Origin of the sequence: Nocardiopsis sp. TNDT3 (genome assembly GCF_003427465.1) — a bacterium.
Classification (GTDB): Bacteria; Actinomycetota; Actinomycetes; order Streptosporangiales; family Streptosporangiaceae; genus Nocardiopsis; species Nocardiopsis dassonvillei.
This window is the reverse complement of the sequence record NZ_QPFC01000127.1, coordinates 1-22671: the sequence shown is the minus strand read 5'-3', so window position 1 is coordinate 22671 and position 22671 is coordinate 1. Positions and strand designations below refer to the sequence as shown.

Sequence of the window (22671 nt, the reverse complement as noted above, 5' to 3'; positions counted from 1 at the left end):
CGGCTACGCCGTCATCCGCACCTACGTCCTGCCCGCCGACTTCGACGGCCAGGGCAGCGGCGAGACCGTGTTCGTCATCGAGCAGGGCGACGCGGGCTCGGTCGTGGGAGAGAACCTCGCCGAGGCCGGGATCGTGGCCAGCCCCCGCGCGTTCCTCAACGCGCTGGACGCCGTCCCCGAGGAGGAGCTCGGCTCCGGACTGGCCCCCGGCACCTACTCCCTGGCCCAGGGCATGAGCGGCGAGGCCGCCGTGGCCGCCCTGCTCGACCCGGCCAGCCGCGTCGGCGGACGCGTCACCATCCCCGAGGGGCTGCGCACGGACGGGATCTTCGAGAGGATCTCCGAGGCCACCGACCTGAGCGTTGAGGAGCTGGACGCGGCCTACGCCCAGACCGACGAACTCGGCCTGCCCGACTACGCCACCGAGGGGCCCGAGGGCTACCTGTTCCCGTCCACCTACCGGTTCGACCCGGGCGCCGACGCGCTCTCGGTGCTCAAGACGATGGTCACCCAGCACACCCAGGTCGCCGAGGAGATCGACCTGGAGGGCAGGGCCGAGGCGCTGGGCTACGACGCCAACGAGGTCATGGCGATCGCGGCCATCGTCCAGGCCGAGACCGGCACCAAGGAGGACATGCCCCTCATCTCCGCGGTCGTGCACAACCGCCTGGAGGAGGGCATGCAGCTCCAGATGGACAGCACGTGCTTCTACGTCCTGGGTGAGGAGGGCACCTTCCTCAACGACGAGCAGCGCGCCTCCTGCGAGGCCGACCCGCGCGGCTACAGCACCTACGGCATGACCGGGCTGCCCGCCGGGCCGTTCGTGGCCCCCGGACAGGACGCCATCGAGGCGGCCCTGGAACCGGCGGACGAGGACTACCTCTACTTCGCGCTCGTCGACCCCGAGAACGGTCACACCGGTTTCTCCACCACCCTGGAGGAGCACAACCAGATGGTCGCCGAGAACCAGGCCGAGTGGTAGGGAGACGCTGACATGGGAACGGTGCGCGCCGCCGTCCTGGGCTCGCCGGTGGCCCACTCGCTCTCACCGGTCCTGCACACCGCCGCCTACGCGGCGATGGGCCTGGACGAGTGGTCCTACGGCCTGCACGAGTGCGGTGAGGAGGAACTCGCGCCCTTCCTCGCCGGACTCGGCGGGGAGTGGGCCGGGCTTTCCCTGACCATGCCGCTCAAGCGCCGCGCCCTGGAGCTGGCCGAGACGGTCTCCGACCTGGCCCTCCAGGCGGGCGGCGCCAACACCCTCGTCCACCGCGGGCGTGAGTGGCACGCCCACAACACCGACGTGGCGGGGATCACCGCGGCCCTGGCCGAGGCCGGGGCCGACGCCCCCCGCAGCGCGGTCGTCCTGGGGGCCGGGGCCACGGCGGCCTCCGCCCTCGTCGCGCTGCGCCTGCTCGGCCTGACCGCGCCGGTCACCGTGCTGGCCCGCGACCCGGCCCGGGCCGGGCAGGTGGCCGCCGCGGCCCGCCGCACGGGCCACCCGCTGGAGGTGGCGCCGCTCGCCGAGGTGGACAAGCACCTGGACGTGGACCTGGTCGTGTCCTCCCTGCCCTCGGGCGCGGCCGACCTCCACGCCGACCTGCTCGCCGCCTCGCGCGCAGACCTGTTCGACGTCGTCTACTCGCCCTGGCCCACCCGCGCCGCCGCGGCCGTCGCCGCGCGCGGCGGCCGCGTGGTCGGCGGCTTCCCCATGCTCCTGCACCAGGCCGTCGAGCAGGTCCGCCTGATGACCGGTGTGGACGACGTGCCCGTGGAGGCCATGCGCGCGGCCGGTGAGGCTGAACTGGCCCGCCGCTCCGTCTCCGCCTGAGCGCGGCCGGAGAGGGCGCCCGGCCGGGTGGGACGAACGGGCTCCGGACACTGGTACGATGAGGTATCGACTTGGTCCGGTGTGTCCCACACCGGAGCCGCAAGCGGAGATGATCCTCCCACCTGCCGGGTACCGCCCGCGTAGGTTCCGGCCCGGCGATCGACCGCGCCGCGTTACGTCGACCGAGCACCCGTGTCCGGGGTGCCCGGTCCACGCGCGCGACCTCGCTGGGAATATCCGGTCGGATCACCCCGCTTGCACACGCTGGCGGGGTTTTCGCTGTATGCGGACCCCGACTCGACCGGCGGCCCGACGGACGAGGGCGGCCCGGTCCACATGGCCGTCCACCACCAGGCGGGCGACCGGTCCCAGGTAATCGACATAGCTAGGGAGGGGTCTCATCAGCGCAGAGCCCCGCATCAACGACCGCATCCGGGTGCCCGAGGTCCGTCTCGTCGGACCCAACGGCGAGCAGGTCGGCATCGTCTCCGTGCAGGACGCCCTGCGTCTGGCCCAGGAGTCCGACCTCGACCTCGTCGAGGTCGCACCGACCGCGCGCCCGCCGGTCGCCAAGCTGATGGACTACGGCAAGTTCAAGTACGAGTCCGCGGTCAAGGCCCGCGAGTCGCGCAAGAACCAGTCGAACACGATCATCAAGGAGATCAAGCTCCGCCCGAAGATCGACCCGCACGACTACGAGACCAAGAAGGGTCACGTGGTGCGGTTCCTCAAGAGCGGTGACAAGGTCAAGGTGACGATCATGTTCCGCGGCCGTGAGCAGTCCCGGCCCGAGCTGGGCCGCCGACTGCTGGCGCGCCTGGCCGAGGACGTCCAGGACCTCGGCACCGTGGAGTCGCAGCCCAAGCAGGACGGTCGCAACATGGTCATGGTGATCGGCCCGCACAAGCGGCGGTCCGAGCACAAGGCCGAGGCCCGCGCGGCGGCGGGGGACAAGACCCGCCGCGAGCAGAGCACGGACGCCTAGCGACGCGGAGTCCTCCACCGCCCGGTCGCCGGTAGGGACCGGGTGGTGAGAAGGGCTGCGCGCGCACGGCCCGGATGCGGCGCCCCGACGCGCGGTGTCCCCGCCGCAGCAGCGGAAGAACCGTGTCAGCCGCCCCCTCGGGCGGGTGGCACTCCGACGGAGTAGGAGACGACGGCGACATGCCGAAGAACAAGACCCACAGTGGGGCCAAGGACCGCTTCAAGGTCACCGGCTCCGGCAAGATCATGCGCCGCCGTGCCAACAAGAACCACATCCTTGAGCACAAGACCTCCAAGCGCAAGCGCAAGCTGGGCAACGAGGCCGTGCTCTCCCCCGCGGACGCCAAGAACATGCGCAAGCTGCTCGGCAAGTAGTCCCGGGCCCTCCCCTCCGCGGAAGCGCCCGCCCATCGGTCACGGCCGGTGCGGTGACGGCCTCCGGGAGGGAACCACCGAAGCAACACGGTCGCCGGGTTCGACGCAGCCGGGCCGGTCGGCGCGCCGCGCGCGCCGGAAGAGACAACTAGGGAGTTCCAGTGGCACGCGTGAAGCGGGCTCTCAACGCCAAGAAGAAGCGCAAGGTCGTCCTCGACCGGGCCAGCGGCTACCGCGGGCAGCGCTCGCGCCTGTACCGCAAGGCCAAGGAGCAGATGCTCCACTCGATGACCTACTCCTACCGGGACCGCAAGGACCGCAAGGGGCAGTTCCGTCGCCTGTGGATCCAGCGCATCAACGCCGCCTCCCGCGCCCAGGGCCTGACCTACAACCGCTTCATGCAGGGTCTGAAGCTGGCCGGCATCGAGGTCGACCGCCGTATGCTCGCCGAGCTGGCGGTCAACGACCAGGCCGCCTTCGCCAGCCTGGTGGAGACGGCCAAGAAGGCCCTCCCCGCCGAGGCCGCGGCCTAAGCGAGCGGTGATGGCGAGCCACGAGTTCACGAGCATCCGCTCACCCAGGATCAAGGGGGTTCGGCGGCTCGCCAAGCGCACCTTCCGCCAACGCGAGCGGCGCTTCCTCGCCGAGGGCCCGCAGGCTGTGCGCGAGGCCCTGGCCGCGGCGGTCGACGGTGCCCAGGGGCGGTCCCCCCACGGAGGGGCCGCCTCCGGCGTGGTCGAGGTCTACGCCACCGCGGAGGCGATGCAGCGCCACATCGACCTGGTGGACGCCGCCCGCGCGGTGGACGTGCCCACCCACAGGGTCAGTCTGGACGTGATGTCGGAACTGGCCCAGACGGTCACCCCGCAGGGGGTCATCGCCGTCTGCGAGTTCGTCGACGTCCCCCTGGAGCGGGTCGGCGACGTCCGCCTCGCGGCCGTGCTCTCCCACGTCCGCGATCCGGGCAACGCGGGCACGGTGCTGCGCACCGCCGACGCGGCCGGGGCCGACGTCGTCATCTTCACCGACGCCTCCGTCGACCCCTACAACGGCAAGTGCGTGCGGGCCTCCGCCGGAAGCCTGTTCCACCTGCCCGTGGTCGTGGGCGTCCCCGTGGCGCGCGCCGTCGACTTCCTGCGCGGCGTGGGCGCGCGGGTGTGGGCCGCGGACGGCAGCGGCCAGCGCGACCTGCACGCCGTCGCCGACAGCGGCGACCTGGACGGCCCGGTCGGCTGGGTGTTCGGCAACGAGGCCTGGGGACTGCCCGAGGAGACCGTCGCCCTGACCGACGGCGCGGTCAGCGTCCCGATCTACGGCGGGGCCGAAAGCCTGAATCTGGCCACCGCGGCCGCGGTCTGCCTCTACACCACCGCGCGGCAGCAGCGGCGTTCCTGAGCCGGGCCGGGCGGGTTCGGATCGGCCCAGCTCACGACGCGCGTAGTGACTGTGCGTAACGGAGTGGGTGCGTTCGCGGAACTCCCGCGCACGGGCCCGGCCGCCGGCGCCCGTGCGGATTCCGGGTACCGGGTTCGCCCGAAGTGCACGTGCATCGGCACCGCGTGCCTATAGGGTCGGGGCCTGGGGATCGCGGGAGGGTCCATGCGCGTCGCGCGTGGGGCCCGACGGGCTACCCGTGTCGCGGGTGCGACGCCGTGTCCTTCCTGTCCCACAAGGCAGGCTTGACGACATGGTGTGAGCACGCACCGTGTGCCGAGGCCCGCGATCCCCGTTCCCGGGCGACGGGCCGTCGCAGGGGGGCTTGTACGCTCGTCTGTCGTCGGGCGCCCGTTCCCGGGTCGCGAGGCGTACCAGGTGGAAGTGCAGGGTAGACAACCTGCGGTGGTGTCCACGGGTGTCGCGGATACGACCGGTCAGCGGTTCTCGGCCCAGGAGCCTGTGGTCGTGGACCTTCAAGGGGGGCGGGGAGAGGCGTGGGCAGCGGCCGGCAGGTGGACCACCCGGCGGAGGACTCGGGCAGCGGGACCGCTCACTCCCCGGACGACCCCGGGCACGGAGCCGGACCGGCCGTGGACGTCCCCGCCGAGAACGCTCCCGGGCCCCGTGCGAGCGACCGGGTCCCCGCGGCCCTGTGGGAGGTCGACGGCGGCTCGCCCGCCGGACCGGGCGGCACTCCGCTGCACGCCGACGACCTGCCCGACGGCGTCGTGGTGGCCGACTCCCGTGGTCGCGTCGTACTCTTCAACACCCAGGCCGCCCAGGTCCTGGGCATCCCCGCCGAGTCCGCCCTGGGCCGCGACTACCGCGCCGTCCTGCCCCTCGTGGGCGTCGACGGAAACGACTGGTGGCAGGCCAGCGACCCCTACGGCGGTGCGCGCGACCGCGTCCGCCAGGCCGAGCGCGCCCTCCTGCTGCCCGACGACCGCGAGGTGCTCGTCGCCGCGCGCTACGTGCGCGCCCGTCCCGGGGGAGAGCTCGTCCGCCTGGTCGTCACCCTGCGGGACGCCTCCGCGCACGCCGAGCGCTCCCGCGCCGACCTGGTCTCCGAGGTCGCCCACGAACTGCGCTCACCCCTGACCAGCGTCAAGGGCTTCACCTCGACCCTGCTCGCCAAGTGGGAACGGCTCACCGACAAGCAGAAGCTGTTCATGCTGGAGACGGTCAACGCCGACGCCGACCGCGTCACCCGCCTCATCCACGACCTGCTCGACGTCTCCCGCATAGAGTCGGGCCGGTTGGAGGTGCGCCGTCAGGTGGTGGACCTGCCCGACGCCGTGCGCCGGGTCGTCGCCGGCCGCGTCGCCTCCGGCGAACCGGAGGAGCGCTTCCGGGTCGAGACCAGGGGGGAGCTGCCGCGCATGTGGCTCGACGCCGACAAGATCGAGCAGATCCTGTCCAACCTCGTGGAAAACGGGGTGCGGCACGGCGCTGGTACTGTCAGTGTGGTGATCGAGCCCTGCGAGGGAGGAACAGCGGTGTCGGTGCGCGACGAGGGCCAGGGCATAGCGCCCGAGACCATTCCGCGCGTCTTCCGCCAGTTCTGGCGCAGCAAGCGCCGGGGCGGGACCGGCCTCGGACTGTTCATCGTCAAGGGCCTCGTCGAGGCCCACGGCGGCACGATCACCGTCGGACGCGCCCCCAGCGGCGGCGCGGAGTTCCGATTTACCATGCCCGCCGGGGCACCCGAGTTCGTCTGAGGCACTCAGACCCTCCAGCCTCCCCGGTGGGCGCAACGGCGTGCCCCGGGCTCGGTGACACACGTCCTCGGCCGGGCCCGCCCGAAATCCGCCTGTGCTCTTCCTGTCGGCTTCGTCCGCCCCGCCGCGGACCGTGACTGCCGCCCGTCCCCCAAGCCGGGGACGTCGGCGGCGAGGCAACCAACCATGTCTGCACCGAACAATTCCTTCGACCCCGTCGAGGTGACCTCCCTGCACCCCGACGAGGTCGCCCGCATGCGCGAGGAGGCGCTGGCCGCCGTCGAGGCGGCCGCCGACCTCGCCGAACTCAAGGAGGTCCGGCTCGCGCACGCCTCGGACCGCTCCCCGCTGGCCCTGGCCAACCGTGAGATCGGCGCCCTCCCCCCCGCGGCCAAGGCCGACGCGGGCAAGCGCGTGGGCGGCGCCCGCCGCGACGTCGGCCAGGCGCTCAAGGCCCGCCAGGCCGTCCTGGAGGCCGAGCGCGACGAGCGCGTGCTCATCGAGGAGCGCGTCGACGTCACCCTGCCCTGGGACCGGGCGCCGCGCGGCTCCCGCCACCCGCTGACCACCGTCGCCGAGCGCGTGGCCGACATCTTCGTCGGCATGGGCTTCGAGATCGCCGAGGGCCCCGAGGTCGAGGCCGAGTGGTTCAACTTCGACGCCCTCAACTTCAAGCCCGACCACCCCGCCCGCACCATGCAGGACACCTTCTTCGTGCAGGGCCCGGACGGGGGCGAGTCCGGCCTGGTCATGCGCACGCACACCTCGCCGGTGCAGATCCGCGCCCTGCTCTCGCGGGAGCTGCCGGTGTACGTGGTCGCGCCCGGCAAGACCTTCCGCACCGACGAGCTCGACGCCACCCACAGCCCCGTCTTCCACCAGCTGGAGGGCCTGGTCGTGGACCGGGGCGTCACCCTGGCCCACCTGCGCGGAGCCATCGACGCCTACGTCGAGGGCGTGTTCGGCGAGGGACTGCGCACGCGCTTCCGCGCCTCCTACTTCCCCTTCACCGAGCCCTCCGCCGAGGTCGACATGGAGTGCTTCGTGTGCCGGGGCGCCTCCGTGGGCGACCCGGACGCGCCCTGCCGCACCTGCTCCAGCGAGGGCTGGATCGAGATCGGCGGCTGCGGCGTGGTCAACCCCCGCGTGCTCACCGCCGCGGGCGTGGACCCCGAGGTCTACATGGGCTGGGCCTTCGGCCTGGGAATCGAACGGACACTGATGTTCGCGCACGGGGTGCGCGACATGCACGACATGGTCGAGGGCGACATCCGCTTCACCTCGGCGTTCGGGAGTGAGAACTGATGCGCGTCCCCCTGAGCTGGCTGCGGGAGTACGTCGACCTTCCGGTCGGCACCACCGCCCGCGAACTCGCCGGCCGCCTCACGCTGGCGGGCCTGGAGGTCGAGACCGTCGACGAGCTCGGCTCCGACATCACCGGCCCCATCGTGTACGGCCGCGTGCTGGAGATCGAGGAGCTGACCGGGTTCAAGAAGCCCATCCGCTACTGCCGGGTGGACGTGGGCGGGGCCAACGGCACCGGAGAGCCGCAGGAGATCGTCTGCGGCGCCCGCAACTTCTCCGAGGGCGACCTGGTCGTGGTCTGCCTGCCCGGCGCCGAACTGCCCGGCGGCTTCCGGATCGGCGCCCGCAAGACCTACGGCCGGATGTCGGCGGGCATGATCTGCTCGGCCAGCGAGCTGGGCCTGTGGGAGGACCACAGCGGCATCATCGTGCTGCCCGAGGGCTTCGGCGCGGTGGGCGAGGACGCCATCGGGCCGCTCGGCCTGCGCGAGGACGTCCTGGACATCGCCGTCACGCCCGACCGCGGCTACGCGCTGTCCCTGCGCGGCGTGGCCCGCGACGCCGCCGCGCTGTACGGGGTGGACTTCCACGACCCGGCCGACGTCGCCGTCGCCGAGTCCGGCGGCGAGGGCCACCCCGCCGAGATCGACCCGGCCCTGTGCGACCGCTACGTCCTGCGCGGCGCCACCGGGTTCGACCCCGACGCGCCCAGCCCGCTGTGGATGAAGCGCCGCCTGCACCAGTGCGGCGTGCGCCCCATCTCCCTGGCCGTCGACGTCACCAACTACGTGATGCTCGAACTCGGCCAGCCGCTGCACGCCTGGGACCGCGCCCAGCTGCGGGGGGCCCTGCGGGTGCGCGCCGCCGAGGCGGGGGAGAAGCTGGAGACCCTGGACCACGTCCAGCGCTCCCTGGACACCGACGACATCGTCATCGCCGACGACAGCGGCCCGGTCAACATCGCCGGGGTCATGGGCGGCCTGACCACGGAGATCTCCCTGACCAGCACCGAGGTGCTGGTCGAGGCCGCGCACTTCGACGCCATGCACATCGCCCGCGCCTCGCGGCGCCACCAGCTGTCCTCGGAGTCCTCCCGCCGCTTCGAGCGGGGCGTGGACTCGGCCGTGCAGCTGGCCGCCGCCACACGCGCGGTCGAACTGCTCGCGGAGTTGGGCGGCGCCACCGTCGAGACCGCCTACACCCACCTGGACCGCACCGCCGCGCGCGAGCCGGTCACGGTACGGGCCTCCCACGCGGGCGCCGTCGCCGGGGTGGACTACCCCGAGGGCACCACGCAGCGCTGGCTGCGCGCCGTCGGCTGCGAGGTGGAGGCCGACGGGGACCTGCTGAGGGTCGTTCCGCCCAGCTGGCGACCCGACATCACCGACCCCAACGACCTCGCCGAGGAGGTCATCCGCTTCGAGGGTTACGAGAACATCCCCTCGATCCGCCCGCGCGCCTCGGGCCGCGGCCTGACCGCGAGCCAGCGTCTGCGCCGCGCGGTCGGCCGCGCCCTGGCCGGGACCGGCTTCCACGAGGTGCTGAACTACCCCTTCGTCGGTGAACGCGACCTCGACGGCCTCCAGTTGGCGGCCGACGACGACCGCCGCGACGCCCTGCGCCTGGCCAACCCGCTCAACGAGGGCGAGCCGCTGCTGCGCACCACGCTGCTGCCGGGGCTGTTCAAGGCGCTGGCCCGCAACACGGGCCGCGGGTTCACCGACGTGGCCCTGTACGAGACGGGCCTGGTCTACCGGCCCAGGCCCGGCGCCCCCCGCGCGCCCATGCTCGCGGTGGACCGCGGGCCCGACGCCGAGGAGCTGGCCCGGATCGAGGCGGCCCTGCCGGACCAGCCGCGCCGGGTGGGCGCGGTGATCTCCGGCCACGCCGAACGCGCCGGATGGTGGGGCCCGGGCCGGGAGGCCGGCTGGGCCGACGCGGTCCAGACCGCGCGCGACGTCGCCCGCGTGGCGGGGGTCGAGCTGGAGGTCGAGGCCGACCAGCACGCCCCGTGGCACCCGGGCCGCTGCGCCGCGCTGTACGTGCGCGTGGACGGGGAGCGCCTGCTCGTGGGCCACGCCGGAGAGCTGCACCCGCGCACCGTCCAGGCCTTCGGGCTGCCCGAGCGCACGGCCGCCGTGGAGGTCGAACTCGACCGGATCGAGCGGGCCCGCACCCCGGTCACCGCGCCGGAGATCTCCACGTACCCGGTGGCCACGCAGGACGTGGCCCTGGTCGTGGACTCCTCGGTGCCGGTCGGGCGGGTCAGCGCCGCGCTGGCCGAGGGCGCCGGTGAACTGCTGGAGAGCGTGCGCCTGTTCGACGTCTACACCGGCGACCAGGTCGGCGAGGGCAGCAAGTCGGTGGCCTTCGCCCTGCGCTTCCGGGCCGCCGACCGGACGCTGACGGCGGAGGAGGCCGGAGCGGCCCGCGACGCGGCCGTCGCCCTGGCGACCGAGCGCACGGGTGCCGTCCTGCGCGGCTGACGGGGAAGGCCTGTTCCGCGCGGTCGAGGCGCGGGTGTTTGGGTCAGGGCGGGGCCGGTCACTTCCCGAGTACGGGGTGGCCGGCCCCGCCCTCGTGTGTACGCGGGGCCGCGCGCCGCGTGTGGCGCGCGGGTCGCACACCGTCACGCCACGCCAGCCGTATCGGTGAAAGCTCCGGCGGCGGGCCCGGATTCCAGATTGTTTTTCGGCGAGTTTTTCCAGACCAGCAAGGGTTTTAGCGCCGACCCCCGAGGGTAGCCGGCATGAAGTTTGTGTTTCGGGGCATGGATCTTCGTTTTGGCTCTTGCTGTGAGGCGGGTCGCACGCTTAGCCTGCAAGCACCTGCCACCAACGGGCGCCCGTGTGCAGGCTGGATCAACCTGAGTTTTCCACTGCGCTCTCGCGCATGACACGGCTCGGAGGTCGCCATATGACCGAAACGGTTGTCTCGTCCGCACTCACTCCCACGCAACAGCGGGAGCCCAGCCGCCTCTGGCACACCTTCTGCGATATGAACACGGTGGTCAGGGGTCCGGAGTTCATGGTGGCCCGCGCCGAGGGCGTGTGGCTCTGGGACAGCTCCGGGGACCGCTACCTGGACGGTACGGCCAGCCTCTGGTACTGCAACGTCGGCCACGGCCGTACCGAGATCGCGGACGCGGTCCACCGCCAGATCAGCACCCTGGACGCCTACACGGTCTACGGGGACTTCGCCAACGGGCCCGCCGTGGAACTGTGCGAACGCCTGGCCTCGCACGCCCCGGTGGCCGACCCGCGGGTGATCCTGACCTGCGGGGGAGGGGAGTCCATCGACACGGCCGCCAAGCTGGCGCGGCGGTACTGGGCGGTGACCGGCCAGCCCGGGCGCACCCACCTGATCAGCCGGACCGGCGGTTACCACGGTCTGCACGGGTTCGGCACGAGCATCTCGGGCATGGACCGGTTCCGCAGCGGCTACGGCAGGCTGGTCGAGGACACCTCCGTGGTGCCCCACGACTCGGCCGAGGCCCTGGAGGCGGAGATCCTCAGGGTCGGCCCCGAGCGGGTCGCGGCCTTCTTCGCCGAGCCGGTGGTCGGCGCGGGCGGGGTCTTCCTGCCGGAGGAGAACTACTTCGCCGAGGTGTCGCGGATCTGCCACAAGTACGGCGTGCTGTTCGTCGTGGACAGCGTCATCTGCGGTTTCGCCCGGCTGGGGAACTGGTTCGGCATCGAGCGCTTCGGTGTCGACCCGGACATGATCGTCTTCGCCAAGGGCGTCTCCAGCGGGTACCTGCCGCTGGGCGGCGTCGTGGTCAGCGGACGCGTGGCCGACCCCTTCTACAACGGCGAGGGCAACCCGTTCCTGCACGGAACCACCTACGCCGGGCACCCGACGGCGTGCGCGGCGGCGATGGCCAACCTGGACATCCTGGAGCGCGAGGACCTGTTCACGGTGTCGCTGGAGATCGAGCGCCAGCTGGACGGCGCCCTGCGCGGCCTGGCCGACCACCCGGTGGTGGCCGAGGTCCGCTCGGGCCTGGGCGTCATGGGCGCGGTGGAACTCACCGAGGAGGCACTGAACGGGCGGGGGATCACCACCCAGGAGGTGTTCGCCGAGGCGCGGGCCCGCGGTGTGATCGTACGGCCGATCCCGACGGCGCTGCTCGTCTCGCCGCCGCTCATCATCACCTGGGAGCAGATCGACCACATGGTGTCCACCCTGTCGGCCGCGCTGGACGCGGTCGCGGCCCGGCACTGACCGCGGGGCCCCGCCGTGTCGTCGGCGGGGCCCCGTGGAGGAAACCTCGTTCCACGACCGCCCTCCTCCGACCCCTTCCCACAGCCGCCTTCCCGACCCGGTGCGCGACCCCGTGCGCCGGGTGTGACGTGTTCGGGACAAATCCACTGGGCGAAACGTTCCGCGTCGAGTAAAATTTACTGGGAAGATATTTCTTGTGGGTTGGATGCGCGTCGGCGTCCGCCCCGGGGAGGGACAGGGAGCGGACATGACCACAGAGCCGATGGAGGCCACGGGCGGCGCGAGCGGGGCGGGTGACGCGGGCGGCGCGACGAGCGACGACGACCTCATCACCGCATGGGGGCTGGTCCACGAGGCCATGAACGTCGTTCAGCCCAAGCTCCTGGGCGGCATCACCCCGGACGGCAAGGACATGGCCGGACCGTGGTTCGAGGTGCTCATACGCCTCCAGCGCACACCCGGCCACCGGCTGCCCATGAGCCGCCTGGCCCGTGAGGTCAGCCTGAGCACGGGCGGGTTCACCAAGCTCGCGGACCGCCTGGAGCGCGAGGGCTACCTGGAACGGGAGAACTGCGCCTCGGACCGCCGGGTCGTCTACGCCGTCCTCACCGACAGCGGCCTGGACTTCATCGGCCAGGCGCGCACCAGACACGTCGAGCGGCTGCGCGAACACGTCCTGGGCCCGCTCGGCGAGGACGGGGTGCGCCGGCTCGCCGCCATCGCGCGTACGCTCCGTGACAGCTCCTGCTGCTGACGGCGCGTTCGTGTCGGAACTCTGGGTAGCCGAATCCACGCCCCGCCGGTGCGCCACCGGACCCGAAGGCGGGGAGGACATCCCACCGGCCGCCGTTCCCGTGTAGGTTGGCGGAAGTTCGTGGGTCCCGCGGGGTGGACCGTGAGCGCACAGTTTTTCGGGGGGAAACATGGGTCTGTTCACCACTGCCGCGCAGATGAGAGCGATTCCACGGTCCTCGCGCTTCGCCAACGGAGGCGTCTCCTTCTGGTTCCGCGAGACCGGGCTCCCCGAGCGCCGCGCACCCCTGCCCGGCACCGCTGACTACGACGTCTGCGTGGTCGGAGCCGGGTACACGGGCCTGTGGACCGCCTACTACCTCAAGAAGGAGCAGCCGGACCTGCGCGTGGCGGTGGTCGAACGTGAGTTCGCCGGGTTCGGCGCCTCGGGCCGCAACGGAGGGTGGCTGTCCGCGGAGTTCGCGGGCTCCCGCGAGCGTTACGCGCAGTCACACGGCAAGGCCGCGATGGTCGCCCTGCAGCGGGCGATGATGGACACCGTCACCGAGGTGGTCTCGGTCGCCGAGGCCGAGGGCGTCGACGCCGACGTCGTCCGCGGCGGCATGCGCCTGGTGGCCACCAACGCCGCCCAGCGCCAGCGCCTGGCCGAGGACATCGAGTACCTCCAGGAGTGGGGCTACTGGCCCGACGACATCCACCTGCTCGACGGTGAGCACGAGCCCCGGCTGTCTGTGTCGGGGGCCGTCGCCTGCGCCTACTCGCCGCACGCCGCCCGCGTGCAGCCCGCCAAGCTGGTCACGGGGCTGGCCCGGGTGGTGGAGGACCTGGGCGTGGCCCTCTTCGAGGGCACCGAGGTGGAGGAGATCCGCCCCCGCCAGGGCGCGGCCCGCCCGGCGGTCGTCACCGGGCACGGCACCGTCTACGCCGACCACGTCGTGCGCGCCACCGAGGGCTTCACCTCCACCCTGCGCGGACAGCGCCGCGACTGGCAGCCGGTGAACTCCTCGATGATCGTCACCGAGCCCGTTCCCGCCGAACTCTGGGAGAAGATCGGCTGGGAGGGCCGGGAGCTGCTGGGCGACACCGCCCACTCCCACGTCTACGCCCAGCGCACGGCCGACGACCGCATCGCGATCGGCGGGCGCGGCGTCCCGCACCGCTTCGGCTCGGCCCAGGAGGAGGAGGGCGCCACCCAGCCGCAGGCCATCGCCGAACTGTGGCGGGCGCTCACCCGCATGTTCCCCGATGTGGCCGACGTGCCGGTCGAGCACGCCTGGTCCGGTGTGCTGGGGGTGCCGCGCGACTGGCGTCCCACCGTGCACCTGGACGCCGAGACCGGCCTGGGCTGGGCGGGCGGTTACGCGGGCAGCGGCGTGGCCGCCAGCAACCTGGCCGGGCGCACCCTGCGCGACCTGGTCCTGCGCCGCGAGACCGACCTGACCCGCCTGCCGTGGGTGGGCCACCGCGACCGCGGCTGGGAGCCCGAGCCCCTGCGCTGGGTGGGCACGCAGGTCATCCACGGGCTGTACCGGAGCGCCGACCGCCGCGAGTCGCGGACCGAGAACAGGGCGCACACCTCGCGTCTGGCCGGGATCGCCACCCGTATCTCGGGCCGCTGACGCGGGGAGCGGCGCGGGGAGGTCGTACGCCAGCCCCCGGGGCCTTCCCGCCAGCCCGGGTTCCAGGGGGCGTGGTCGCTGTCACCGGGAGGTCCCGCGCCGACCGCGCTGGCTCCAGGCTCAGCCCGGCTTCTACGGGTGCCTGGCCGGGGCCGCCCGAAAAGGGGCACCCCCGGTGCGGACGGGGAATCCGTACGCACACGGGCGCGTGGTGACGGCCACCGGAGCGCTCTGCCCCGGCCCCGGGGGCATTCCCAGCACACCGATCGGTCGCCATGAGACCCCGCGCACAGTGGCGGGGGCCTCGGCGAATCTGGTTGCATACATTTGCATGTGAGTGCATGATAGTTCAGTCGAACTGATCAGGGGGCACCACCATGGGACACACAGCGGCCATCGCCGGAGCCAGCGGCTACGCGGGAGGCGAGCTGCTGCGCCTGCTCCTGGGACACCCCGAGATCTCCATCGGCGCGGTCACCGCAGGAGGCAACGCCGGGACCCCCCTCATCCAGCACCAGCCGCACCTGCTGCCGCTGGCCGACCGGATCCTGGCGCCCACCACCGTCGAGGAGCTGCGCGGCCACGACGTCGTCTACCTGGCCCTCCCGCACGGCCAGTCCGCCGACATCGCCCAGCAGCTCGGAGACGACACCCTCGTGGTCGACTGCGGCGCCGACTTCCGCCTCAACGACGCCGCCGCCTGGGAACGCTTCTACGGCACCCCGCACGCCGGGACCTGGCCCTATGGTCTCCCCGAACTCCCCGGACAGCGCGAGCGACTCGCCGGCGCCCGCCGCGTCGCCGTCCCCGGCTGCCACGTCACCGTCGCCACACTGGCCCTCTTCCCGGGACTGGCCGAACAGCTCGTCGAGCCCGACCTGACCGTCGTCGCCGTCACGGGCACCTCCGGCGCGGGCAAGGCGCCCAAGCCCAACCTCGTCGGCAGCGAGGTCATGGGCGCGCTCAGCCCCTACGGGGTCGGCGGCACCCACCGGCACAACCCCGAGATCATCCAGAACCTCACCGCGGTCACCGGCGAACCGGTCAGGCTCTCCTTCACCCCGGTCCTGGCCCCGCTGCCCCGCGGCATCCTGGCCACCTGCACCGCGCCCCTGAAGGAGGGCGCCACCGCCGAGCGGGTCCGCGCGGCCTACCAGACCGCCTACGCCGACGAGCCCTTCGTCCACCTGCTCCCCGAGGGCACCTGGCCCAGCACCGCCATGACGCTCGCTGCCAACACCACCCTCGTGCAGGTCACCGTCGACCCCGGCGCGGGCCGCATGGTCGCCGTCGCCGCCCTGGACAACCTCACCAAGGGCACCGCGGGCGGCGCCGTCCAGAGCACCAACCTCGCCCTCGGCCTGCCCGAGGACACCGGCCTCCCGCTCGCGGCGGTCGCCCCGTGAGTGTCACCGCGCCCCGGGGCTTCCGGGCGGCCGGGGTCGCCGCCGGGCTCAGGGACGGCGGCGCCCGGGACGTCGCCGTGGTCGTCAACGACGGCCCCTCCCGTGCCGCCGGAGCCGTCTTCACCGCCGCCGAGGACAGGGCCGCCCCCGTCCTGTGGTCCCAGCAGGTCCTCCTCGGCGAGCGCGTGCGAGCCGCCGTCATCGACTCCGGCGGGGGCGACGCGGGCTTCCAGGAGGTCCACGCCGCCGCCGAGCACACCGCGGACCTGCTCGACGACTCCGCCGCCGAGGTCGTGCTCTGCTCGGCCGGACCCGTGGGCGGGCGCACCGGTCCCGACGCCCTGCTCCGGGGCGTCACGGCCGCCCTGGCCCAGGCCTCGCGCGGCGGCGGGCTGGACGCCGCGGACGCGATCCGCACCACCGACACCGTCGCCAAGATCGCCTTCCGGCGCGGCGACGGCTACACCGTCGGCGCCATGGCCAAGGGCCCGGACGCCTCCCTGTCCACCGCGCTGTGCGTGCTCACCACCGACGCCGACGTCACCGCCGACCAGTGCCGGCGCCTGCTCGCCGACGCCGTCGCGGCCTCCCTCGGCCCCCTGACCGCCGCCAACGACACCGTGCTGCTCATGGCCAGCGGAGCCAGCGGCACGTCCCCCCGCGAGGACGACCTCGCCGCACTGCTCACCGAGGTGCTGGCCGAGCTGGCCACCCAGCTGCGCGCCGACACCCCCGCCACCGACCACGACCGGGCCCAGAACTCATGATCGCGCGCTCACCCCACACCACCGACGACCCGGCCAGGGCCCACGCCCTGGACAAGGCGGCCCACCTCATCGAGGCGCTGCCCTGGCTCTCCCGCTTCCACGGCCGCACCGTCGTGGTCAAGTACGGCGGCAACGCCATGATCAGCGAGGAACTGCGGGCCCGCTTCGCCGAGTCCGTCGTCTTCCTGCGCTACGCGGGCCTGCGCCCCGTCGTCGTGCACGGCGGCGGACCCCAGATCAGCGCCCAGCTCGAACGCGCCGGAGTGGAGTCCACCTTCACCGCCGGGCTGCGCGTGACCACCGACGAGGCCATGGACATCGTCCGCATGGTCCTCACCGGCCAGGTCAACCGCGAGATCGTCGGCCTGGTCAACCAGCACGGCCCCTTCGCCGTCGGCATGTCCGGCGAGGACGCCAACCTGCTGTCCGCCGTGCGCAAGACCGTCGAGGTGGACGGAGAGACCGTCGACATCGGCCGCGTCGGCGAGATCACCGGGGTCGACCCCGGAGCCGTCGCCGCGCTTCTGGACGACGGCCGCATCCCCGTGGTCTCCAGCGTCGCCCGCGCCGACGACGGCGGCGTCTACAACGTCAACGCCGACACCGCCGCCTCCGCCCTCGCGGTGGCCCTGGGCGCCAGCAAGCTCATCGTGCTCACCGACGTCGAGGGCCTGTTCTCCGACTACCCCAGCAACACCGAGCTGATCAGTCGTCTGAACGCCGACGAACTGCGCGCGCTGCTGCCCTCCCTGTCCTCGGGGATGCTCCCCAAGATGGAGGCCTGCCTGAACGCCGTGGAAGGCGGCGTCCCCCAGGCCCACATCATCGACGGCCGCGTGCCCCACTCCCTGCTCCTGGAGGTCTTCACCGACCAGGGCGTGGGCACCATGGTCGCCGACGAGGAACTGGAGGCCGCCCTGCTCGCGGGCAACGACCACGCTCCGCGCCCCTGGCGCGACAACCACACCACCGTCACCAACGCAGGAGGCGCACAGTGACCAACGGTTCCCACCTGCGCGAGCGCTTCGCCGCCTCGCTCATGCCCACCTACGGCGTCCCGCCCATCGCCCTCACCCTCGGGCGCGGCTGCGAGGTCTACGACGCCGACGGCCGCCAGTACCTCGACCTCATCGCCGGGATCGCCGTCTCCAGCCTCGGACACGGGCACCCCGCACTGGTCAAGGCGGTCGCCCACCAGGCGGCCACGCTCGCCCACACCAGCAACCTGTTCGTCCACGAACGCGAGGTCCAACTCGCCGAGCGCCTGATCGGCCTCGTGGGCGGCGACGCCAAGGTCTTCTTCACCAACTCCGGCACCGAGGCCAACGAGGCCGCGCTCAAGCTGGTCAAGCGCGCCGCCGGGCCCGGCCGCCACTACTTCGTCGCCGCGTCCCACGGCTTCCACGGCCGCACCTCCGGCGCCCTCGCCCTCACCGGCAAGGAAGCCATCCGCGAGCCCTTCGGCCCCTTCGGCATGGACGTGCGCTTCGTGCCCCACGGCGACCTGGACGCCCTCGCCGACGCCGTCGACGAGCACTGCGTCGCGGTGTTCACCGAACCCACCCAGGGCGAGGCCGGGGTCGTCCCCGCCCCCGAGGGGTACCTCGCCGGGGTCCGGCGGATCTGCGACGACACCGGCGCCGCCTTCGTCCTCGACGAGATCCAGAGCGGCATCGGCCGCACCGGCCTCTGGTTCGCCCACCAGGCCGAGGACGTGCGCCCCGACGTGCTCACCCTCGCCAAGGGCCTGGGCGGCGGCCTGCCCATCGGCGCCTGCGTCGGCTTCGGCCGCTACGCCGACGCCTTCGCCAAGGGCGACCACGGCTCCACCTTCGGCGGCAACCCGGTGGCCTGCGCGGCGGCCCTCGCCGTCCTCGACACCATCGAGAGCGAGAACCTGCTCGCCCACACCGCGGTCATGGGCGACCTGCTCGCCGAGCAGCTCGACACCATCGACCACCCCCTGCTGGCCGGACAGCGCGGCAGCGGACTGTGGCGGGCCCTGGAGCTCACCGCGCCGCACGCCGCCCACGTGCAGGAACAGGCGGCCGTCCGCGGCTTCCTCGTCAACGCCGTGGCGCCGCACGCGATCCGGATCGCCCCGCCCCTGGTCATCACACCCGAACAGATCGGCCTGTTCATCGAGGCGCTGCCCACCATCCTGGACGCAGCCGAGGCCGCAGCGACGAAGGAGCAGCAGTAGCCGTGACCCGCCACTTCCTGCGCGACGACGACCTGACCCCGGACGAACAGGCCCGGGTCCTCGACCTCGCCGACGACATGAAGAAGGACCGCTTCGGCCACCGGCCGCTCGCCGGTCCGCGCACCGTCGCCCTGCTCTTCGACAAGCCCTCCACCCGAACCCGGCTGTCCTTCGCCGTGGGCGTGGCCGACCTGGGCGGCAGCGCCCTGGTCCTGGACACCGCGAGCACCCAGATGGGCCGCGGCGAGCCCCTGGAGGACACCGCCCGCGTCCTGGAACGCCAGGTCGCCGCCGTCGTGTGGCGCACCTTCGCCCAGAGCGACCTGGAGACCCTGGCCGCCCACATCTCCGTCCCGGTGGTCAACTCCCTCACCGACGAGTTCCACCCCTGCCAGATCCTGGCCGACCTGCAGACCGTCCGCGAGCACAAGGGCGACCTGGCCGGGCTCACCCTCGCCTACCTGGGCGACGGCGCCAACAACATGGCCCACTCCTACCTGCTCGGCGGCGCCACCGCCGGACTCCACGTGCGCGTCGGCGCGCCCGAGGGGCACCAGCCCGACCCCGCGGTGGTCGCGCGCGCCGCCGAGATCGCCGCCACCACCGGCGGGTCGGTCACGGTCACCGCCGACGCCCGCGAGGCCGCCCGGGGGGCCGACGTCCTGGCCACCGACACCTGGGTGTCCATGGGCCAGGAGGACGAGGCCGCCGACCGCGAGGCGCCCTTCCGCCCCTACGCGATCGACGCCGACCTGCTCGCCACCGCCCACCCCGAGGCGATCGTCCTGCACTGCCTGCCCGCCTACCGCGGCAAGGAGGTCTCCGCCGAGGTCATCGACGGGCCGCAGAGCGTGGTCTGGGACGAGGCCGAGAACCGCCGCCACGCCCAGAAGGCCCTGCTCGCCTTCCTGCTGGAGGCCAGCGACAACCCCGGGGCCGTCCGCCCATGACGGCGGAGAACGGCGGCACGGCGCCGATGACCAAGGCGGCCAGACACGCCAGGATCACCGACGTCCTCACCCGGGAGGACGTCAGGTCCCAGGGCGAGCTGGCCAGGCGCCTGTCCGAGGCGGGCGTCCAGGTCACCCAGGCCACCCTCTCCCGGGACCTGGACGAACTGGGCGCCGTCAAGCTCCGCACCGCCGACGGCCACCTGGTCTACGTGCTGCCGGGGGAGGGGGGCGAACGCCTCCAGCGCACCCGCCCCGACAGCCTGGGCCTGGAACAGGTCTCCGGCGCGCGCCTGACCCGGCTCGCCGAGGACCTGCTGGTCTCGGCCGAGGCCTCCGCCAACATGGTCATCGTCCGCACCCCGCCCGGCGCGGCCCAGTACCTGGCCTCGGCCATCGACCACACCGACTTCCACGCCATCCTGGGCACCATCGCGGGGGACGACACCATCCTGGTCATCTCCCGCGACCCCCAGGGCGGCGAGGACCTGGCCGCCGCCCTCCTGCGACTGGCCGACCGCAGACCGTAACCTCGTACGAGGACGTCCCGGACCCCCGCCGGGACCGCCGGGCCCGCGACCGGCGCCCGCGCACGTAGCACCCGAGCGGACGCGGGGCCCCGGCCCCGCACCGCCGCACCACACGTCAAGGAGAGACCACCATGGCCGACCAGCCCGAGGCGCTGCGCCTGTGGGGAGGCCGTTTCGAGGGCGGCCCCGACCAGGCCCTGGCGCGCCTGTCGCTGAGCACCCACTTCGACTGGCGCCTGGCCCGCCACGACATCGCCGGTTCGCGCGCCCACGCCCGCGCCCTGCACCGGGCGGGCCTGCTCACCGCCGACGAGCTGGACCGCATGATCGAGGGCCTGGACCGGCTGGAGGCCGACGTGGCCTCCGGGGCGTTCACCCCCGTCCTGGAGGACGAGGACGTGCACACCGCCCTGGAGCGCGGCTTCATCGAGCGGGTCGGCACCGAACTGGGCGGGCGGCTGCGCGCCGGGCGCTCCCGCAACGACCAGATCGCCACCCTCGTGCGCATGTACCTGCGCGAGGAGGCCCGGCAGATCGCCGACCAGATCCTGGACCTGGTGCGGGCCCTGGCCGACCAGGCCGCGGCCCACCCGGACGCCGCCATGCCCGGCCGCACCCACCTCCAGCACGCCCAGCCCGTGCTGCTCGCCCACCAGCTCATGGCGCACGCCTGGCCCTTGGTGCGCGACGTCGAGCGGCTGCGCGACTGGGACCGCCGCGCCGCGGTGTCCGCCTACGGCTCCGGCGCGCTGGCCGGGTCCTCCCTGGGACTGGACCCCCGCGCGGTCGCCGCCGAGCTGGGCTTCCCCGACTCGGTGGACAACTCCATCGACGGCACCGCCGCCCGCGACGTCGTCGCCGAGTTCGCCTTCGTCACCGCCATGATCGGCGTGGACCTGTCCCGGCTCTCGGAGGAGGTCATCCTGTGGGCGACGAAGGAGTTCTCCTTCGTCACACTCGACGACGCCTTCTCCACCGGCTCCTCGATCATGCCCCAGAAGAAGAACCCCGACGTCGCCGAACTCGCCCGCGGCAAGGCCGGGCGCCTCGTCGGCGACCTCACCGGGCTGCTCACCACCCTCAAGGGGCTCCCGCTGGCCTACAACCGGGACCTGCAGGAGGACAAGGAACCGGTCTTCGACGCGGTGGACACCCTCCACCTGCTGCTGCCCGCGATGACCGGCATGGTCGCCACCCTCACCTTCCACACCGACCGGATGGCCGAACTCGCCCCGCAGGGCTTCTCCCTGGCCACCGACATCGCCGAGTGGCTGGTGCGCGAGCGCGTGCCCTTCCGGGAGGCGCACGAGATCGCGGGCGCCTGCGTGCGCGTGTGCGAGGAGCGCGGCATCGACCTGCTCGACCTCGGCGACGACGACCTCGCCGCCGTCTCAGAGCACCTGACCCCGGCCGTGCGCGAGGTCCTCAGCGTGTCCGGCTCGCTGGCCTCGCGCTCCGACAAGGGCGGCACCGCCCCCGTGCGCGTGGCCGAGCAGCTGGAGAAGCTGCGCTCGGTCGTCGAGGAGCACCGCAAGGCCTTCACCGCCTGAGCCCCGCCGAAGCCGTGTACGGGCGCGCCGACCCCCCCGGGGCCGGCGCGCCCGTACGCGTTCGCGGGGCCCCCTCCGGCGACCGCGTCCACGGTCCCCGTGCCCACGTCACACCCATTTTGGAATTCGCCCGGCACCCGCCGTGAGAGTGCGGTAGCGTCCTGAGTCTGCGGGCACCAGGCGTGGTCTGCCCTGTGCGAACCGTGACGAACCCCTCGGTGCACGGCACTTCCGGCGCATCCGCGCGTCGTGCGGTGCGACCCACGTCCGGCAGGCGCCCGCGACCAGTCCGTGGGAGGAACGCAATGGGGAACACGGGAGGCACCGGCCGCAGCGCCATCAGGGCTCAGATCAACAGGATCGTACTGATCCCCAGCATCACCTTCCTGGCGCTGTTCGTCGTCCTCAGCACGGCCACGCTCGTCCAGGCCGTGTCGCTGCGCTCCTCGGTCGGCGACGGCCGCGCCGGGATCCGGCTCGCCGCGGCGCTCACCCTTCTCCAGGAGGAGCGCCGCCTGAGCGCCGCCTACCTCGCCGACCCCGCCGAGGACGGCCGCGCCGCCCTGTCCGACGCGGCCTCGCGCACCGACGAGGCACTCGTCCCCGTCCACGACCTGCGCGGCACCATCGGCGACCGGGACGACCCGGCCACCGAACCCCTCGCCGAGGACTTCTTCACCTCCCTGACCGAGGCCACGGAACTGCGCGCCCAGAACCTCGCCGAGCCCGGTCCACCCGAGGAAGCCCTCACCGCCTACACCACCGCGATCGGACAGGGCATCCGCCTCTACGCCGGCACCGCCCGCTCCCTCGACAACGGGCCCGCCACCGCCGAGGCCGCCGCCGTCACCGACCTGATGTGGGCCCAGGAGAGCTTCAGCCGGGCCGACGCCCTCATCGCGGCCGTGCTCGCCGAGGACTCCCTCGACCGCTTCCAGCAGGCACAGGTCGTCGCGCTCACCGCGGACGCCCGCCACCGCGTCGACATGGCCCCTCCCGGTCCCGCCGCAGACGACGGC

At 73.1% G+C, this 22671-nt stretch carries 20 protein-coding genes; all 20 read left to right on the top strand.

All coding sequences use genetic code 11. The features are described from left to right. On the top strand, positions 1-982 hold a 982-nt coding region (gene mltG, locus DQW06_RS03600; RefSeq protein ID WP_117197954.1), incomplete at its 5' end, for an endolytic transglycosylase MltG. A 12-nt stretch (positions 983-994) separates the two neighbouring features. Next, positions 995-1831 (top strand): shikimate dehydrogenase, encoded by an 837-nt coding sequence (locus tag DQW06_RS03595; RefSeq protein WP_198048803.1) that lies wholly within the window; start codon positions 995-997, stop codon positions 1829-1831. Positions 1832-2231: 400 nt separating this feature from the next. Next, a complete protein-coding gene (gene infC, locus DQW06_RS03590; RefSeq protein ID WP_081461740.1) occupies positions 2232-2816 on the top strand; it encodes a translation initiation factor IF-3 in 585 nt (194 codons plus the stop codon). Positions 2817-2995: 179 nt separating this feature from the next. Further along, complete coding sequence (gene rpmI / locus DQW06_RS03585) at positions 2996-3190, top strand: 50S ribosomal protein L35 (RefSeq protein ID WP_013154086.1); 195 nt, start codon at positions 2996-2998, stop codon at positions 3188-3190. 161 nt (positions 3191-3351) lie between these two features. Continuing rightward, complete coding sequence (gene rplT / locus DQW06_RS03580) at positions 3352-3723, top strand: 50S ribosomal protein L20 (protein ID WP_013154085.1); 372 nt, start codon at positions 3352-3354, stop codon at positions 3721-3723. 10 nt (positions 3724-3733) lie between these two features. Beyond that, a complete protein-coding gene (locus tag DQW06_RS03575) occupies positions 3734-4585 on the top strand; it encodes an RNA methyltransferase (protein WP_013154084.1) in 852 nt (283 codons plus the stop codon). Positions 4586-5121: 536 nt separating this feature from the next. After that, positions 5122-6345 (top strand): HAMP domain-containing sensor histidine kinase, encoded by a 1224-nt coding sequence (locus DQW06_RS03570; protein WP_071622442.1) that lies wholly within the window; start codon positions 5122-5124, stop codon positions 6343-6345. 186 nt (positions 6346-6531) lie between these two features. Then, positions 6532-7650: a phenylalanine--tRNA ligase subunit alpha gene (pheS, locus tag DQW06_RS03565; RefSeq protein WP_117197953.1), complete on the top strand. Its 1119-nt coding sequence runs from the start codon at positions 6532-6534 to the stop codon at positions 7648-7650. After that, positions 7650-10136, top strand: a complete 2487-nt coding sequence (gene pheT, locus DQW06_RS03560; protein WP_013154082.1) for a phenylalanine--tRNA ligase subunit beta — start codon at positions 7650-7652, stop codon at positions 10134-10136. Before pheS ends, pheT begins: the two co-directional genes overlap by 1 nt. Before the next feature lie 511 nt (positions 10137-10647). Next, positions 10648-11874 carry an aspartate aminotransferase family protein gene (locus tag DQW06_RS03555; protein ID WP_117197952.1) on the top strand — a complete coding sequence of 409 codons (1227 nt, stop codon included), beginning with the start codon at positions 10648-10650 and terminating at the stop codon, positions 11872-11874. A gap of 247 nt (positions 11875-12121) precedes the next feature. Next, positions 12122-12628, top strand: a complete 507-nt coding sequence (locus DQW06_RS03550) for a MarR family winged helix-turn-helix transcriptional regulator (RefSeq protein WP_013154080.1) — start codon at positions 12122-12124, stop codon at positions 12626-12628. 196 nt (positions 12629-12824) lie between these two features. Then, a complete protein-coding gene (locus tag DQW06_RS03545; protein WP_117197955.1) occupies positions 12825-14246 on the top strand; it encodes an FAD-binding oxidoreductase in 1422 nt (473 codons plus the stop codon). Positions 14247-14623: 377 nt separating this feature from the next. Next, entirely contained in the window at positions 14624-15652 is a 1029-nt protein-coding gene (argC, locus tag DQW06_RS03540; protein WP_117197951.1) for an N-acetyl-gamma-glutamyl-phosphate reductase, read from the top strand. Further along, a complete protein-coding gene (locus tag DQW06_RS03535) occupies positions 15649-16419 on the top strand; it encodes a bifunctional ornithine acetyltransferase/N-acetylglutamate synthase (protein WP_013154077.1) in 771 nt (256 codons plus the stop codon). The genes argC and DQW06_RS03535 overlap by 4 nt, the downstream gene beginning before the upstream one ends. Continuing rightward, positions 16416-17417, top strand: a complete 1002-nt coding sequence (gene argB, locus DQW06_RS03530; protein WP_013154076.1) for an acetylglutamate kinase — start codon at positions 16416-16418, stop codon at positions 17415-17417. The genes DQW06_RS03535 and argB overlap by 4 nt, the downstream gene beginning before the upstream one ends. Then, entirely contained in the window at positions 17414-18622 is a 1209-nt protein-coding gene (locus tag DQW06_RS03525) for an acetylornithine transaminase (protein ID WP_013154075.1), read from the top strand. The genes argB and DQW06_RS03525 overlap by 4 nt, the downstream gene beginning before the upstream one ends. Positions 18623-18624: 2 nt before the next feature. Then, positions 18625-19572 (top strand): ornithine carbamoyltransferase, encoded by a 948-nt coding sequence (gene argF / locus DQW06_RS03520; RefSeq protein WP_013154074.1) that lies wholly within the window; start codon positions 18625-18627, stop codon positions 19570-19572. Further along, a complete protein-coding gene (locus DQW06_RS03515) occupies positions 19569-20102 on the top strand; it encodes an arginine repressor (RefSeq protein WP_013154073.1) in 534 nt (177 codons plus the stop codon). Before argF ends, DQW06_RS03515 begins: the two co-directional genes overlap by 4 nt. A 131-nt stretch (positions 20103-20233) precedes the next feature. Then, on the top strand, positions 20234-21652 hold the full coding sequence (gene argH, locus DQW06_RS03510; protein ID WP_117197950.1) for an argininosuccinate lyase: 1419 nt from the start codon (positions 20234-20236) through the stop codon (positions 21650-21652). Positions 21653-21957: 305 nt separating this feature from the next. Next, positions 21958-22671 (top strand): nitrate- and nitrite sensing domain-containing protein (locus DQW06_RS03505; protein WP_198662371.1); only part of this gene is annotated, 714 nt, incomplete at its 3' end.